At 72.7% G+C, this 14,643-nt stretch carries 16 protein-coding genes; 9 read left to right on the top strand and 7 right to left on the bottom strand.

Going from position 1 to position 14,643, the window contains the following annotated elements; genetic code table 11:
• Positions 1-234 precede the first annotated feature (234 nt).
• The 3 genes from ACZ4Z4_RS26955 (at position 235) to ACZ4Z4_RS26965 (ending at position 2,815) form a co-directional block, all read left to right on the top strand.
• Positions 235-1,170, top strand: a complete 936-nt coding sequence (locus ACZ4Z4_RS26955) for an SDR family oxidoreductase (protein WP_468332435.1) — start codon at positions 235-237, stop codon at positions 1,168-1,170.
• 73 nt (positions 1,171-1,243) lie between these two features.
• Positions 1,244-2,509: an FUSC family protein gene (locus ACZ4Z4_RS26960; RefSeq protein WP_468332438.1), complete on the top strand. Its 1,266-nt coding sequence runs from the start codon at positions 1,244-1,246 to the stop codon at positions 2,507-2,509.
• 81 nt (positions 2,510-2,590) lie between these two features.
• A complete protein-coding gene (locus ACZ4Z4_RS26965) occupies positions 2,591-2,815 on the top strand; it encodes a hypothetical protein (protein ID WP_468332441.1) in 225 nt (74 codons plus the stop codon).
• A 4-nt stretch (positions 2,816-2,819) separates the two neighbouring features.
• Here ACZ4Z4_RS26965 and ACZ4Z4_RS26970 read toward each other — a convergent pair whose 3' ends face one another.
• On the bottom strand, positions 2,820-3,998 hold the full coding sequence (locus ACZ4Z4_RS26970) for a PP2C family protein-serine/threonine phosphatase (protein WP_468332444.1): 1,179 nt from the start codon (positions 3,996-3,998) through the stop codon (positions 2,820-2,822).
• A gap of 244 nt (positions 3,999-4,242) precedes the next feature.
• On the opposite strand from ACZ4Z4_RS26970, the gene ACZ4Z4_RS26975 reads away from it, so the two are divergent.
• Together ACZ4Z4_RS26975 and ACZ4Z4_RS26980 are read left to right on the top strand one after the other, a co-directional pair.
• The gene (locus ACZ4Z4_RS26975) at positions 4,243-4,539 is read left to right on the top strand and encodes a hypothetical protein (protein WP_468332447.1); all 297 of its coding nucleotides are present in this window, start codon (positions 4,243-4,245) and stop codon (positions 4,537-4,539) included.
• A gap of 38 nt (positions 4,540-4,577) precedes the next feature.
• Positions 4,578-4,946 carry a hypothetical protein gene (locus ACZ4Z4_RS26980; protein ID WP_468332450.1) on the top strand — a complete coding sequence of 123 codons (369 nt, stop codon included), beginning with the start codon at positions 4,578-4,580 and terminating at the stop codon, positions 4,944-4,946.
• A gap of 772 nt (positions 4,947-5,718) precedes the next feature.
• Here the strand turns inward: ACZ4Z4_RS26980 and ACZ4Z4_RS26985 are convergent.
• Positions 5,719-6,204, bottom strand: a complete 486-nt coding sequence (locus tag ACZ4Z4_RS26985) for an AraC family ligand binding domain-containing protein (RefSeq protein ID WP_468332453.1) — start codon at positions 6,202-6,204, stop codon at positions 5,719-5,721.
• Between the two features lie 188 nt (positions 6,205-6,392).
• On the opposite strand from ACZ4Z4_RS26985, the gene ACZ4Z4_RS26990 reads away from it, so the two are divergent.
• Positions 6,393-7,574, top strand: a complete 1,182-nt coding sequence (locus ACZ4Z4_RS26990; RefSeq protein WP_468332456.1) for an aromatic ring-hydroxylating oxygenase subunit alpha — start codon at positions 6,393-6,395, stop codon at positions 7,572-7,574.
• Positions 7,575-7,768: 194 nt separating this feature from the next.
• Positions 7,769-9,229: a multicopper oxidase family protein gene (locus ACZ4Z4_RS26995; RefSeq protein ID WP_468332459.1), complete on the top strand. Its 1,461-nt coding sequence runs from the start codon at positions 7,769-7,771 to the stop codon at positions 9,227-9,229.
• A 64-nt stretch (positions 9,230-9,293) separates the two neighbouring features.
• Here ACZ4Z4_RS26995 and ACZ4Z4_RS27000 read toward each other — a convergent pair whose 3' ends face one another.
• Both ACZ4Z4_RS27000 and sigJ (ACZ4Z4_RS27005) read right to left on the bottom strand, forming a co-directional pair.
• The gene (locus ACZ4Z4_RS27000; RefSeq protein WP_468332462.1) at positions 9,294-9,767 is read right to left on the bottom strand and encodes a carboxymuconolactone decarboxylase family protein; all 474 of its coding nucleotides are present in this window, start codon (positions 9,765-9,767) and stop codon (positions 9,294-9,296) included.
• Positions 9,768-9,907: 140 nt separating this feature from the next.
• Complete coding sequence (sigJ, locus tag ACZ4Z4_RS27005) at positions 9,908-10,840, bottom strand: RNA polymerase sigma factor SigJ (RefSeq protein WP_468332465.1); 933 nt, start codon at positions 10,838-10,840, stop codon at positions 9,908-9,910.
• Between the two features lie 177 nt (positions 10,841-11,017).
• On the opposite strand from sigJ (ACZ4Z4_RS27005), the gene ACZ4Z4_RS27010 reads away from it, so the two are divergent.
• Complete coding sequence (locus tag ACZ4Z4_RS27010; RefSeq protein WP_468332468.1) at positions 11,018-11,404, top strand: nuclear transport factor 2 family protein; 387 nt, start codon at positions 11,018-11,020, stop codon at positions 11,402-11,404.
• A gap of 52 nt (positions 11,405-11,456) precedes the next feature.
• Here the strand turns inward: ACZ4Z4_RS27010 and sigJ (ACZ4Z4_RS27015) are convergent, their stop codons facing one another.
• Positions 11,457-12,389, bottom strand: a complete 933-nt coding sequence (gene sigJ / locus ACZ4Z4_RS27015) for an RNA polymerase sigma factor SigJ (RefSeq protein WP_468332471.1) — start codon at positions 12,387-12,389, stop codon at positions 11,457-11,459.
• 230 nt (positions 12,390-12,619) lie between these two features.
• On the opposite strand from sigJ (ACZ4Z4_RS27015), the gene wrbA reads away from it, so the two are divergent.
• Positions 12,620-13,231, top strand: coding sequence for an NAD(P)H:quinone oxidoreductase (gene wrbA / locus ACZ4Z4_RS27020; RefSeq protein WP_468332474.1), 612 nt, complete (start codon positions 12,620-12,622; stop codon positions 13,229-13,231).
• Positions 13,232-13,312: 81 nt separating this feature from the next.
• Here wrbA and ACZ4Z4_RS27025 read toward each other — a convergent pair whose 3' ends face one another.
• Both ACZ4Z4_RS27025 and phzG read right to left on the bottom strand, forming a co-directional pair.
• The gene (locus ACZ4Z4_RS27025; RefSeq protein ID WP_468332477.1) at positions 13,313-13,837 is read right to left on the bottom strand and encodes a PhzA/PhzB family protein; all 525 of its coding nucleotides are present in this window, start codon (positions 13,835-13,837) and stop codon (positions 13,313-13,315) included.
• A gap of 11 nt (positions 13,838-13,848) precedes the next feature.
• The gene (gene phzG / locus ACZ4Z4_RS27030) at positions 13,849-14,556 is read right to left on the bottom strand and encodes a phenazine biosynthesis FMN-dependent oxidase PhzG (protein ID WP_468332480.1); all 708 of its coding nucleotides are present in this window, start codon (positions 14,554-14,556) and stop codon (positions 13,849-13,851) included.
• Positions 14,557-14,643 lie beyond the last annotated feature (87 nt).

Raw genomic sequence — 14,643 nt, forward strand, 5'->3', positions numbered from 1 at the left:
TCGGGCGGGACATGCCTGCCGGCGTCCGGCGGAAGGCCGTCCTGTCGTGCGCGTTTTGCCGGTCGGGGGGCAGGGCACCCGGGGCCGCGACCGCAGCGGCACCCGGCGGCCGGGCCTTCAGGCGAGATGTTTTCCGGTGGTGAGGTGCCGCGGACTTGCGGAAGGTAGGAGCAGGCGCGGCGGGGCCCGGCAGGGTCCCGCGCCCGGCCGCACGCCACAGAAAGGCAGCAGCACATGAAGGACTCCCCCGGCAACAGCAACGGCAACGGCGGCGGCGAGGCCCGCGGTGGCGGTCAGGGACCGCAGGATCCCACCACCAAGGGGCCGCGGCCGGACTTTCCCCAGCAGGACCAGCAGGTGCCGGGGTGGACCGGCGCGATGGACCCGCCGCCCGACCACGGCGAGGAGTCCTACCGCGGCTCCGGGCTGCTGCGGGACCGGGCCGCGCTGATCACCGGGGGTGACTCCGGTATCGGGCGGGCGGTGGCCATCGCGGTCGCCCGCGAGGAGGCCGACGTCGTCTTCACCCACCTGCCCGCCGAGGCCGACGAGGCGCGCGAGACCGTGCGCTGGGTGGAGGCGGCCGGGCGCCGGGCCGTGGCGGTGGAGTGCGACATCCGCGAGGAGGAGCAGTGCCGCCAGCTCGTGGAGCGCGCGGTGGCCGAGTTCGGGCGGATCGACCTGCTGGTCAACAACGCCGCCTACCAGATGTCCCAGCCCGAGGGCATCAAGGACATCTCCACCGAGCAGTTCGACCGGGTCGTGCGCACCAACCTGTACGGCATGTTCTGGCTGTGCAAGATGGCGGTGCCGCACATGCCGCGCGGCGGCTCGATCATCAACACCACGTCGGTGCAGGCCTACAAGCCCAGCCCGCACCTGCTGGACTACGCCATGACCAAGGGCGCCATCGTGACCTTCACCCAGGGGCTGGCGCAGATGCTGGCCGAGGACGGGATCCGCGTGAACGCGGTGGCGCCGGGCCCGGTGTGGACGCCGCTGATCCCCGCGACGCTGCCGGACACCGCCGAGTTCGGCAAGCAGGCGCCGCTGGGCCGGCCCGCGCAGCCCGCGGAGATGGCGCCGGCCTATGTCTTCCTCGCCTCGGAGCACGCGAGTTTCATCACCGCCGAGGTCATGAACGCCACCGGCGGCACCCCCCTGCCCTGACCGCCCCGGGCACCTCGAAACATCCCGGGCCCGGTGGCGGGCATGTCGAAGCGTTGCGGAGCATGAGGAAAAGGTGAGCGAGATCTGGCGCGCGGTGGCGTGGGACGTACGGGCCATCTGGAACGCGGCACGGCGGGCGGTGACCGCGCCGGGCCCCGAGCGGGACACCACCGTCCAGTCGCTCAAGGCGGCCGGGGCCGGCGTGCTGGCCTGGGCGCTGGCCGGCTGGTGGTGGAGCGCCCCGATGGCGATGCTGGCGCCGTGGACGGCGCTGTTCATCGTGCAGAGCACCGTCTACCGCTCGGTGCGCTCGGCGCTGCAACAGCTCGCGGTGGTGGTCACCGGCACTCTGCTGGCGGCGGGCGGCGCGATGGTGACGGGCAACAACTCACTGGCCGCGATGGCGATCGTGCTGCCGGTGACGGTGCTGCTGAGCGGCTACGCCCGGTTCGGCACCCAGGGCGTCTACGCCCCCACCGCCGCCCTGTTCGTGCTGGCCTACGGGACGTACACGGGCGTGGACATCCTGCACCGGCTCTTCGAGACGGTGCTCGGCGCCGTCATCGGGATCGTGGTGAACGCCGCGGTGCTGCCCCCCGTCCACGGGCGGGACGTGCGGCATCTGCGGGCCCGCCTCGCCCAGGAGAGCGCCGACCTGCTGTACGCGGTCGCCGACGGCGTGGAGCAGGGCTTCGGCCAGGAGCAGGCCGCCACCTGGCACGACCGGGCGCAGCGGCTGACCGACCTGGTGACCGACCTGCGCACGGCGCGGCGCTGGTCGCACGAGAGCTACCGCCTCAACCCGGGCCGCAAGCTGCGCCGCTCCGAGCCGCTGCTGCCCTCCGCGGACTGGGACTTCGCCTGGGACCGCGTCAGCGACCAGGTCCGGGTGATGCTGCGGACACTGGCCGAGACGAGCCGGGACCGGCCGGCGCTGACCGACGTGCCCACCGAGGCGCGGCAGATCCTCACCGACCTGCTGCGCTCGGCCGGGGACATCTGCGCGCTGGACGACTACGCCGACGCCGAGGCCCGCGCCGACGCCCTGAAGGACTCCGCGCGGACCGGCAGCGCCCCGCCGGGCGGCGTGGACCGCACCGCCGAGCGGCAGGCCGCCCTGGAGGCGGCGCAGGAGGCGCACGGCCGCCTGGTCCAGCTCCTGACGGACGGCCACCACGAGGTCACCCCCGCGCTGGGCGGCCTGACCGCGGACACCCAGCGGCTGCTGGGCGACCTGGCGGTGGTGGCGGACGGCCGCCCCTCCGACGGCTCGAAGAAGACCGAGGAAGCCAAGGAAGCCGAGAAAGCCGAGGAAGCCGAGGAAGCCGAGAAGAACTGACCACCCGACAACCCACACCCCCCGGCCCATGACTCATGTGGCTCATGGCTCGGGGAACGGACACCGGAAGGGACATCACCCATGCAGCACAGCCACCGCGAGCAGAACTCCGCGCAGCGGCCCCCGCAGACCGCGGCCGAAGAGGTCTTCGAGGAGGTGGAGGACGCCGAGACCCGGCCCGTACCCGATGAGCGGCGCGAGCACGCCAAGGACGGTGAGGCCGGCGACACCCTCACGCCCAGCCCCACCGCCCAGGAGGACATCCACCAGGACGCCGGGCCCGGCGAGCGGGACAAGGACAACTGAAAGGTCACCGGGTGGGCGGCTGCCACTCGAACATGAGGATGGTGGCGTCGTCCCGCAGCCGGGCGGGCTGCGCGTCCAGGATCGAGTGGATGAGCCGGCGCAGCGCCTCCGCCGCCACCTCACCGGCGGCGGAGGCGCGGATGATGGAGTCGGCGAACCGTTCGAGCCCGAACTCGCTGCCGTCCGACAGCCGCGCCTCGGTCACGCCGTCGGTGTACAGCAGCACGCGGTCGCCGGGCTCCAGCCGGGTCTCGTGCACCTGGCGGTCGCTGCTGCGCAGGGGCGTGGCCAGGCCCAGGGGCGGGTCGGCCTCGCGTTCCAGGGCTTTGTCGACGAGCCGGTTGTCGCGGATCAGCAGCGGCGGCGGGTGCCCGCAGTTGCTCCAGCGCAGCACCCCGCTGGCCAGGTCGAGGCGGGTGAGTACGCCGGTGCAGAACTGGTCGGGCAGCCACTGGCCGAGCGCCGCGTCCACGGTCTCCAGGAGTTCGGGCAGGTCCGCTCCGGTGCGCCGGCCGTTGCGGCAGGCGGCCAGGGCGACCGCGGTGGTCAGGCCGGAGAGCAGGTTGTGGCCCATGGCGTCGACGATCGTGGCGTGCAGGGCCGTTCGGGTGAGGTTGTGGTCGAAGGCGTCGCCGCCGATCTCGTAGGCGGGTTCCAGCACCGCGGTCGAGACGACGTGGGTGTTGCCGATGGTGCGCGGCGGCAGGAAGGCGCGGAGCATCTCCGCGGGCAGGCGCATGGGTTCGGAGCGGGTACGCCGCACCAGGGTGTCCTTGTAGGCGCGCTTCGAGGTGATCATCATCGCCAGGAGGGCGGCCAGTGCTCTGCTGCGGCGCAGCAGGGCGGGGTCCAGGAAGGGGGTGTGGACGGCGACCACGCCCAGCCGTTCGGCGCCGTCCAGCAGGGGCAGCCAGGCGGTCATGCCGCCGGCCGGGGACTCCTCCACGCGCAGGGACAGGGTGCGGTAGGCCCAGCCGGCCAGTGAGTCGTCCACCTCGTGGGCCGGTGCGTCGTCGCTCAGCGGGACCAGTCGGCGCTGCTGGAGGTCGGCGAGGTAGACCACGGCCTGGGGCACGTCCAGGGCCGCCGCGCACCGGGCGACCGCGGCGGCCAGGTCCAGGACCGCGTTGTCCGGGTCCGCGAGGAACTCCTCGAGTCCACTGGTCGGCTCCGAGGTCGGCACGTCGTCTCCCTTCCACAGCGCTCCACGGCGGGTCGTGCGACACGAGCAGTCTCACATCGCCGTGCCGTGGCTGCCCGGTGCGCGGGGGCGGCTCACCCGTGTCGCCGATCCGGCGCGGTTGGTCCACGGTGATCAGTACGAGTTGTCCCGCCCTGCGCGGGTACCTGCACCCCAGCTCCGGAACGGCCGGCGGCGAAGGGAGCCGGTGGCCCGCCGGAGCCGAGCGGTGGAGAGGAGACACATCGTGAGTGGACAGGTACCGGCCTCGCCCGGCGCGGACGGCAGCACGCCGGTGCCCAGGGACCTGCCCGACCAGCAGGCCGACGGCGGACAGGACCCCTGGGACCTCCAGGACGGCAAGGACCACGACCGCGACCGGACCCAGGACGAAGACCAGGACCAGGAGCGGGAGCGGGGCGCGGGCGGCGGGGCGGGTGAGGACGTGCCCGACACGGACGAGGCCGGCACCGGCCGGCGCGGCAACTCCCCGGCGGCGGAGGATCCATCCGCGTCGCCGGTGCCGGAGGAGCCCTCGGGTTGAGGGCACAGCAGCACGAACGCGAGGAAAGGAAGACGACGGTGAGCGATGCGGATGAGAACCCGGCGCGGGTCACGGTGGAACTGAGCGGTGCGGCGGACGACGCCGGGAGCGTCTTCGGTGTCCTGGAGGCGGTCTACGCCTCGGACCGGGACGGCAGTCCGGCGCCCGCGGAGGGCTCGTCGGGGCCGACCGTGTGGAACGGCGTCTTCGATACCGCCCGCCCGGCGGGCGGCGGGCCGGGCGGGACACCGTCGCTGAGCGGCCCGGTGACCGCCGCGGTGCAGGGCGGCTATGTCGCGGTCGACCAGATCGTCACGGTGCTCTCGGCGGCCTTCGCCGTCACCGAGGAAGGCTCCGCCTCGGGCGACCAGGAAAAGGACGTGAGCCTCCGCCTGGAAAACCGGTGACCTCACCCCCGCCCCCGCCCCGGCCCGCCGGGTGGGGGCGGGGGTCTGTCCGGGGGCAGCGGCCGCCTTGGCGGGAGGGTGGTGGACCGCCTCCCTGCGGAGGAGGCGCCGGCTGTTGATGAGGCGCCGGCCGCTGACGAGGTACCGGTCTTGGTGAGGCGCCGCCCGCCGGTGAGGCGCCCGACCGGCCACCGAAGAGGTACCGGCCGTTGATGAGGGTGCCAGCCGTTGCTGAGGCGCCGACCGCTGATGAGGTACCGGTCTTTGGTGAGGTGCCGACCGCCGAAGAGGTACCGGCCGTTGCTGAGGCGCCGACCGCCGAAGAGTACCGGTCGTTACTGAGACGCCGACCGGCGAAGAGGCGCCGGACCAGCCACCGATGAGGTGCCGAACGTCGATGAGGTACTGAACGCCGATAGGGCGCCGACCCGGCCACCGATAGGGCGCCGACCCGGCCGCCGGTGAGGCGCCACCCGCCGATGAGGTGAACGGCAAGACCGCGCACGGGGACGAGGGCGCACCCGTGCCGCCCTGTGCACCCGTGCCGCCCGCCACGCCCGCTGTCCGCCGCTCCCCCGGTCCCCTGCCCATCACCCCAGCCCACTGCCCGCCCGCTCAGCCGACCCACTGCCCGCTCGCCCGGCCTGCCCACTGCCCGCCCGGGGCTACCCCTGCCCGCCCGGCCTACCCCTGCCCGCCAGCCCCTTGCCCGGCACCGCCGTCCCGCCCTCGCCCCTCAGCCGTCCACCCCCCTCCCTCCCCCCCGGGGCTCTCATCCGGCAGTCGACAGCGCTGTCCCGCAGCGGGCGCAGTAGCGGGCATCGGGTTCGCCGGCCAAGCGGCCGCACCGCGCGCAGACCCGTTCCAGCAGGCAGGCGGGCTCCCCGGCGGCGCCGGGGGCCGCCGGGGGGACGGTGGCCGGTCGGCGGTGGGCGGCGGTGTAGGTGAGGCCGTGCTCCCCCGCTCGCAGGGAGTGCGGGGTGCGGGCGGGCAGCCAGGCCAGCGCGCCGGGCGTGAGTGCCAGCACCTGGCCGGGCACGTGCAGCTCGCCGTCGCCGGACAGCACGCACAGCAGCACCCCGTACCCGTTCTCGGCGGGCTCGCCCAGGTCCGCGCGGGGGGCCAGGCGTACGACGGTGGCGTCCAGGTCGCGTCCGGCGCCGCCCAGCGACCACACCACGCTGATCTGCCCCGGGCCCGGCGCGCCGGTCCGCTCGGGGCCGACGACGAACGGGACGGCGTCGGCGGGCTCACTCATGGGCACATCCCTGCGGACGGAGAAGGGGCGGAGAAGGGGTGGAGAAGGGGTGGAGAAGGGGCGGGGCGAAGTCATCCGAAGTGTGCAGCAGCCGGGTCGCTCTTGGCGACGATTCGCCCGGGTGCACGGGGCGCCTAGCGTTTTTCCCAGGCCGTCGCCGACCGGCCGGGAGAGGAAACGGTGCCGTCATGACCGAACCGACCGAACTCACCCAACCCACCCAGCCCATCCAACCGACCGGGTCCGCCGAAGCGGGCGAGCTCGCCCTGCTCGCGCAGTTGCGGCGGCTGGCCGCGCTGCCCCTGGAGCAGGGCGAGACGCTGCCGCCCCAGGCGTACACCTCACCGGCCTGGTACGAGCGCGAGAGGGAGCACATCTTCGGGCGGGACTGGCTGTGTGTGGCGCGCAGCGACGAGGTGGCCGCGCCCGGCGACTATCTGCGGGTGGATGTCGCGGGCCGGCCGCTGGTGATCACCCGTGACGAGGAGGGTGAGCTGCACGCCCTGTCCCGGGTGTGCCGGCACCGCTTCATGGACGTACTGCCGCCGGAGACCACCCCCGAGCGCGGCCGGCTGACGCGGCTGACCTGTCCGTACCACACCTGGACCTACCGGCTGGACGGCCGTTATGCGGGGCAGTTGGCGGGTGCGCCGCTGATGAACAAGGTGGACTTCGGTCCGCGTGAGCGGGCGGCGTGCCGGCTGCCCGCGGCGCGGGTGACGCAGTGGCAGGGTTTCGTGCTGGTGTGCCTGGACCCCGACGCCCCGCCGCTGGAGCCCCAACTGGCGGGATTGGGCGAGCGGTTGGACGGCTATGGGCTCGCCGAGTGGCGGACGGTGGCCGTCGAGGAGTGGCAGGAGGTGCCCGCCAACTGGAAGGTGGCGGTGGAGAACGGGTCGGAGAACTACCACCACATGGGCACCCACGCGCAGACCCTGGAGCCGGTGCTGCCCGGGCGCACCACGGTGCTGGACGAGTGCGAGGGCCGCTGGTTCACCATGTTCACCCCCTATGCGCAGGCGCCGGAAGCCGGGCCGCCCCAGGGGATGCTGCTGGTGGGGCTGTTCCCGCAGTGTGTGCTGGCCTTGTTGCCGGATTCCGCGGTGTGGGTGCGCTGGCTGCCCACCGGGCCGGCCACGCATGCGGCGCGTTTCGGGCTGCTGGTGCCGCCGGGCGCCGAGCCGGGCGAGGAGCAGCTGGCCGCGGCCCGGGAGTCGGTGCGGGTGTTGCAGGGTGAGGACCTGGTGGCCGTGCGGGGGGTGCAGCGGGGCCTGGAGAGCGCTCCGGAGCCCTCCAGCGGCCGGTTCTGCCATCTGGAGCGCCCGCTGTGGCAGTTCCAGCGCTACCTGGCCGGCCGGCTGCTGCGGTGAGCGCCCAGTGGTGGGCGAAGCGGACGAAGCGGATACGAGTGCGCCTCGAGGTGCTGCTGATGAACTGCGGCTGGCACCGCACGGCCGCATGCAGCATGCGGCTGGCACCGCACGGCCGCATGCTGCCGCGCGCCCCCTCATCGGGACGCGGCCGGCCGGCGGGTGCCATTCACTCACGCACTTAGGAGGGCACCATGGTCACCCGACGCCGTCTGCTCGGCACAGGACTCGCCGCCGCGGGCGTAGGGCTCACCGGGGCGTCGTTCACCCCCCTGCTCGCCGTGGACCCGGCCAAGGCCAGCCCGGCCAAGGCCACTTCGTCCACGGCGGCCACTCCCGAACTGTTCACCCGGCCCATGCCGTTGATGCCGGTGCTCAGACCCACCTTCCGCACCTCCACCGCCGATCACTACGACGTCACCATGCGCGCGGTGCGCAGGGAGGTCCTGCCGGGCATCCAGACCGACCTGCTCACCTACAACGGGCACTTCCCCGGCGCGACCATCAAGGCCCGCACCGGGCGCCCGGTCATCGTGCGCCAGCGCAACGAGCTGGACGTGGCCACCTCGGTGCACCTGCACGGCGCGTCGGTGACCCAGGCCAACGACGGGGATCCGATGGACACCCTGGCGCCGGGCGGCGAGCGCGTCTACACCTATCCCAACAAGCAGCCGCACGCCTCGCTGTGGTACCACGACCACGCCCACCACAAGGAGTCGGAGAACGTCTACCGCGGGCTGCACGGCAGCTATCTGCTGACCGACGCCATCGAGGACAAGCTGCCGCTGCCCAAGGGCGAGTACGACGTGGTGGTCGCCATCCGCGACGCGCACTTCGACACCGCGGGGCAGCTCGTCTACACCATGGACGACCAGCAGCGCAGCACGCTGCTGGTGAACGGGGTGCCCTACCCCTACTTCCAGGTCGCGGCCCGCAAGTACCGGCTGCGGTTCGCCAACATGTCCAACCAGCGCTTCATCGGCCTGCGGCTGGCCGACGGCGGCGAGATGATCCAGATCGGGTCGGACGGCGGTCTGCTGCCGCGCCCGCACACCACCGACTCCTTCATCCTCTCGCCGGGCGAGCGCGCCGATGTGGTCATCGACTTCTCGCGGTACGCGGTGGGCCGCAAGGTGGTGCTGGAGAACACCATCATCTTCGCCGGCAACGCCGAGCAGGTCGGGCAGGTGATGCGGTTCGACGTGGTGCGCACGGCGGATGATCCCAGTTCGGTGCCCGCGGTGCTGCGGTCGCTGCCGGCGCTGCCCGCCGCGACCAACGAGCGTGCCATCACGATGCAGATGGAGGAGGGGGTCGCCCATCCCAAGGGGTTCATGGACGGCAAGATGTACGACCCCGCGCGGGTGGATGCCAACATCCGGTTCGGGGCCAGCGAGATATGGACGGTCACCAACACCAATGCGCGGGTGCCGCACAACTTCCACATGCACCTGGTGCAGTTCCGGGTCCTGGAGCGGGGCGGGAAGCCGCCGGCGCCGGGTGAGAGCGGCCTGAAGGACACGGTGATCGTCGCGGCGGGCGAGACGGTCAAGCTGCAGGCGACGTTCGACAGTTACCGGGGCTCGTATGTGTACCACTGCCACATGCTCGACCACTCGGCGATGGGCATGATGGCCACGATGAGGATCAGCTGAGGCGCAGCCGCCCGCGGCCCGTGCGAGGGCCGCGGGCGGCCACCCCTCCCCCCCGGGGGCCGGGTCAGCCGAACTGGCCGACCCGGTAGTCGCCGGCGGGCTTGTTGGTCAGGACGTTGATGCGGTTGAAGGCGTTGATGAGGGCGATCTGGCAGACCAGGGCGGCCAGTTGGTCCTCGTCGTAGTGCCGGGCGGCGTTCGCCCAGGCCGCGTCGGTGACGCCGCCGGCCGCGTCGGCGGTGCGGGTGCCCTGTTCGGTCAGTTCCAGGGCCGCGCGCTCGGCGTCGGTGAAGACGGTGGCCTCGCGCCAGGCGGCGACCAGGTGCAGGCGCTGGGCGCTCTCCCCGGCGTGCGCGGCCTCCTTGGTGTGGATGTCGACGCAGAAGCCGCAGCCGTTGATCTGGCTGGCGCGCAGCCGGACCAGCTCCAGGGTCGCCGCCGGGACCGGTGCCTGGGAGGCCACCTTTCCCGCCGAGGCCAGGTGCTTGAGGAAGCCGGCCGCAACCGGGTGGTCGAAGAGGTTCAAGCGTGCGTCCATGTCGGGCTCCTCTGCCGTGCTGGTGCGTACACAGCTCCGACGAGACAGCCCGGCAAAATGTGACAGTCACCCATGTGACCTGCCATGTCCGGCCCGCCCGCCGCACCGCCGGCGGGCGGCGCGGCGGGCGGGCCGGCGGGTCAGCCGGTGGTCCAGGGGCGAAGCTTCTCGGGGTTGCGCACCGCCCACAGGTGCTTGATGCGCTCGCCGGCGAAGTCGAAGGCGAGCACCGAGACGGTGACGCCGCCCTGCTGGACGACCAGGCCGGGCTCGCCGTTGACGGTGCGCTCCAGGATGGTCAGGCCCGGTGCCTTGCCGGTGATGGTGACCAGGTAGCGGGCGATCTGCTCGCTGCCGCCGGTGGGGGGCGCGGCGTTGACCAGGCCGCCGCCGTCGGCCAGGCCGGTGGCGTCGGGGTCGAGCAGGCTGATGAGGGCGCCGATGTCCTTGGCCTCCCAGGCCTGCTTGAAGTTGCGGACGATGTCGGCGCGCTGGGCGGTGGCGGTGACGCCGTCCTGCTGGGCGCTGCGCAGTCGGCGGCGGGCGGAGGAGGCCAGCTGGCGGCAGGCCGCCGGGCTGCGGCCGACACTTTCGGCCACTTCGGCGAAGGAGTACCGGAAGACGTCGTGGAGGATGAAGGCGACCCGCTCGGCCGGGGTCATCGACTCCAGGACGACGAGGAAGGCCATGTTGACCGACTCGTCCAGGGTGATGCGGTCGGCCGGGTCGGCGGTGCCGCCGGAGCGGCCGCTGATCCACTCCGAGTGGTCGGGCAGCGGCTCGGGGATCCACTCGCCCACATAGCGCTCGCGGCGGGCGCGGGCCGAGCCGAGCAGGTCCAGGCAGATGCGGCTGGCCACGGTGGTCAGCCAGCCGCCGGGCGAGGCGACGGCCTCGCGCTGCGCGCGGGTCATGGCGTACCAGCGGGCGTAGGCCTCCTGCACGACGTCCTCGGCGTCGGCCAGCGAGCCCAGGAAGCGGTACGCGAGGTTGATCAGCTGACGCCGCTCGCTCAGGACCGCGCCCAGGTCCGCGTCAAGCTGATCGTCTTCTGGCTCGGTCTGCGTCCTCATCGTGTCGCGTGCTCCTTTGGCCGAAAATGCCGTCATGGGATACGACGAGACAGCCGCCCAGAATGTGAGGCGCCCCCCTCGGTTGTCACCGGCCGGGGGCCGCCGTGCGGCGGGGCCGGCGGGGACCTTCTGGCGGTATTCCAGCGCCCTCCTAGTCGTATCAAATAGTCATTTGGCATGAGCAGACACAAAGTCATCGTCGAGCAGTACCGCGACGGGGTCCTCAGCGGCGACCACGAGAAGGTCCTGTCCCTGGTCACCGACGACGTGGTGTGGGAGAGCCTGGGCCAGCTGCGGGTGCAGGGCAAGGACGCGCTGCGGGGCGTCATCCACAACAAGGACGGCGTGGTGGTCAAGGACGTCGTCCAGCGCCCGTCCATCACCGTGGACCGGCTGATCGAGGAGGGCGACCACGTGGTCGCCACCGGCCGGGCCGCCCTGACCCTGCCGACCGGCGCCACCGCGGAGTTCCTCTTCTGCGACGTGTTCACCTTCACCGGGGACGCGATCAGCCACCTGGAGAGCTACAAGGTGCCCCTGGGCGCGCCGCCCCAACAGCCCTGAGAACGGGCGGCAGCAGCCCTGAGAGCGGGCGGCGGCGGCCGCCGCCCGGGTGTCAGCCCGCCGTCCAGAAGCGCAGCTTCTCGGGGTTGCGCACCGCCCAGATGTGGGTGATGCGGTCGCCGGCCACGTCGAAGGCGAGCACCGAGACGGTGACGCCGCCCTGCTGGGCGACCAGGCCGGGCTGGCCGTTGACGGTGCGCTCCAGGAGCGTCAGGTCGGGGGCCCTGCCCGCGATGCCGGCGAAGACTTGGGCGATCTGTTCGCCGCCGGTGACCGGGCGCAGTTCGGCGCTGACCAGGCCGCCGCCGTCGGCGATCGTGGTGGCGTCGGGGTCGAGGAGGCCGATGAGGGCCTCGATGTCCTTGGCCTGCCAGGCCTGCTTGAAGTCGCGCACCAGGTCGGCGCGTTGGGCGGGCGCGGCGGTGGGGGCCTGCGCGCGGGTGATGCGGCGGCGGGCGGAGGAGGCCAGCTGGCGGCAGGCCGCCGGGCTGCGGCCGACGATCTCGGCGACTTCGGCGAAGGAGTAGTGGAAGACGTCGTGGAGGATGAAGGCGACCCGCTCGGCCGGGGTCATGGAGTCCAGGACGACGAGGAAGGCCATGTTGACCGACTCGTCCAGGGTGATGCGGTCGGCCGGGTCGGCGGCGCCGTCGACAGGGCCGCCGACCCACTCCATGCGGTCGGGCAGCGGCTCGGGGATCCACTCGCCCACATAGCGCTCGCGGCGGGCGCGGGCCGAGCCGAGCAGGTCCAGGCAGATGCGGCTGGCGACCCGGGTGAGCCAGCCGCCGGGCGCGGCGACGGCGTCCCGCTGCTGCTCGGTCATGGCATACCAGCGGGTGTAGGTCTCCTGGACGACGTCCTCGGCGTCGGCCAGCGAGCCCAGGAAGCGGTACGCGAGGTTGATCAGCTGACGCCGCTCGCTGAGCACCGCGCTCAGGCCCGGCTCGAGCCGGCTGTCCTCCGGCTGGGAATGCATGCTCATGGTGTCGCCAACTCCCTTGGCCGCGCCCTGCCTTCACCCGTTCGACGAGGCATCGCCCCGAGGGTGGCGCGCGTCACCTCACATTACAACGGCCTGTGTCGTCGTACAGGCGGAGATCGAATTCCTGGCCGGGCTCCATCCCCCGGTCGCCCGGCCGGGGAATCTCCGCATCTCCCCCCGGCATCACCCGTACGGAACAGAACACGCACGCAGAAGAAGAGGAAACAGCTGTGGAACCTGTGAACGTTGCAATCATCTATTACAGCGCGACCGGCAACGTGCACACGTTGGCTCAGGCGGTGGCCGAGGGCGCGGAGAAGGCCGGTGCGGTGGTGCGGCTGCGCAAGGTGGCCGAGACCGCTCCGGAGGTGGCGATCAACGCCAATCCGGCCTGGGTGCAGCACCGGGAGGCCACCACCGACATCGCCGAGGCCACCCATGACGACCTGGCCTGGGCGGACGCGGTCATCTTCGGCACGCCCAGCCGGTTCGGGAACCCCGCAAGCCAGCTGCGGGCCTTCATCGACACCACCGGCCCGCTCTGGTTCGAGGGCAAGATCGCGGGCAAGGTGTTCTCCGCGTTCACCGCCAGCAACACCGCCCACGGCGGCCAGGAGTCCACCATCCTGGCGCTGTCCAACACCTTCTACCACTGGGGCGGCATCATCGTGCCCCCCGGCTACACCGACCCCATCCAGTTCCAGTCCGGCAACCCGTATGGCACCTCGCACGTGGCCGGCGACGGCGCACCGGGCGAGGTGGCCCTGCAAGCCGCCCGCCACCAGGCCCGCCGCGTCGTGGACACCGCCGCCGCCCTCAAAGCCGGCCGCACCGCCCTGTAGGGACATCGGACGCAGATGAGGGGCCGCCGGCCAACAGGCCGGCGGCCCCTCACAGGTGTGTGCTGCGGGCGCCCGGATCCCTCAGGAGGGGATCCAGTCCCGTTGGATGTGGGGGGTGGGGATGCTCAGGGCCCGCATGTGTTCGATGGGGTTGGTGTATTCGCGGCTGGCGGCGATGAGTCCGTCGTGCAGGGTGAAGCCGTGGATGAAGTGGTTGCGGTAGCGGCCCTCGGGATAGCCGGGGAAGCGGATGGTGCCCTCGCCGTCGCACTCCACCCAGATCACGTTGGGGTCCTGCGTCTCGTAGAGCTGGACGTCGAACCACTCCCAGTCCGGCAGGACCTGCAAGGACAGCTCGCCGTGCCGCTTGAGGTTGTCGCGGCCCCGCACGGTGATGGGGCGGCCGATGTCGGTGTTGAACAGGGTGGCGGTGCCGTCCTGGGTGTAGAGGGTGTGGCGGCGCAGCCGGGCCGTGGGCCCGATCTGCATGTACTGCTCCACGGCGTGCCGGTTGCGGGCGCGCAGGTCGAGGTGGCTGGTGAACACCGGGCCACCGGCGGCCGGTTCGGCGGCGGTGGTGGTCGGGGCGGGGGGCGGGGTGGTCATCGGGGCTCCGTTCAGGGCTGGAGGCGGGTGGTGGTCCAGCCGGCCGGGGTGCGGTCGTAGCGCAGCCGTTCGTGCAGCCGGTCGGTGCCGTTGGCCCAGAACTCCACCGCGTCGGGCTCCAGGCAGAAGCCCACGAACTCCTGCGGGCAGGGCAGCGGCCGCTCCAGCGCGCCCAATTCAAGGGCCTGGGCGCGGATTTCCTCGAAGTGCTCCAGGTCGCGCAGGGGTTGGCTCTGGCGGGCGACGGTGGACATGGGGTGGGTGAAGACCGCGCGGGCCGCCCACAGGGCTTCGGCCTCGGCGCGCGGGAGCTGGCGCACGGGGCCGGCCAGGGTGATCTGCTGGCTGGTCTCGCGCCAGTACAGCACCCCGGAGGCGTAGGGGTTGGCGGCCAGTTCGCGGCCCTTTTGGCTGCCGGCGTGGGTGATGAAGACGATGCCCTGCTCGGTGACCTGGTTGACGGCCAGGATGCGTGAGGAGGGCCGGCCGCGCACGTCGGCGGTGGCCAGGGCCAGCGCGCGCGGCTCGCGCACCCCGTGGGCGGTGGCGGCGGCCAGCCAGTCGGCGAGCAGGCCCATCGGTTCCGGCGGCGGGGTGCGGAACTGGGGGAAGTCCACCTCCACGGTGCCCGTCAACGTCTCCGAACGCCGCGACGCAGACCGGCCGTTGGCCGGCGCGGGAGCGGGGGTGGTGGCGGGTGGCGGGGACAGGTCAGGCATGGGTCATTCCTTCGCAGAAAGGGTCCGGGGGTGCCGGGCCGGCGCTCGGGGGAGGGCGCCGGCCCGGCGGCCTTGGGGTGGGCCCGC

Source organism: Streptomyces sp. NPDC030245 (assembly GCF_055572995.1).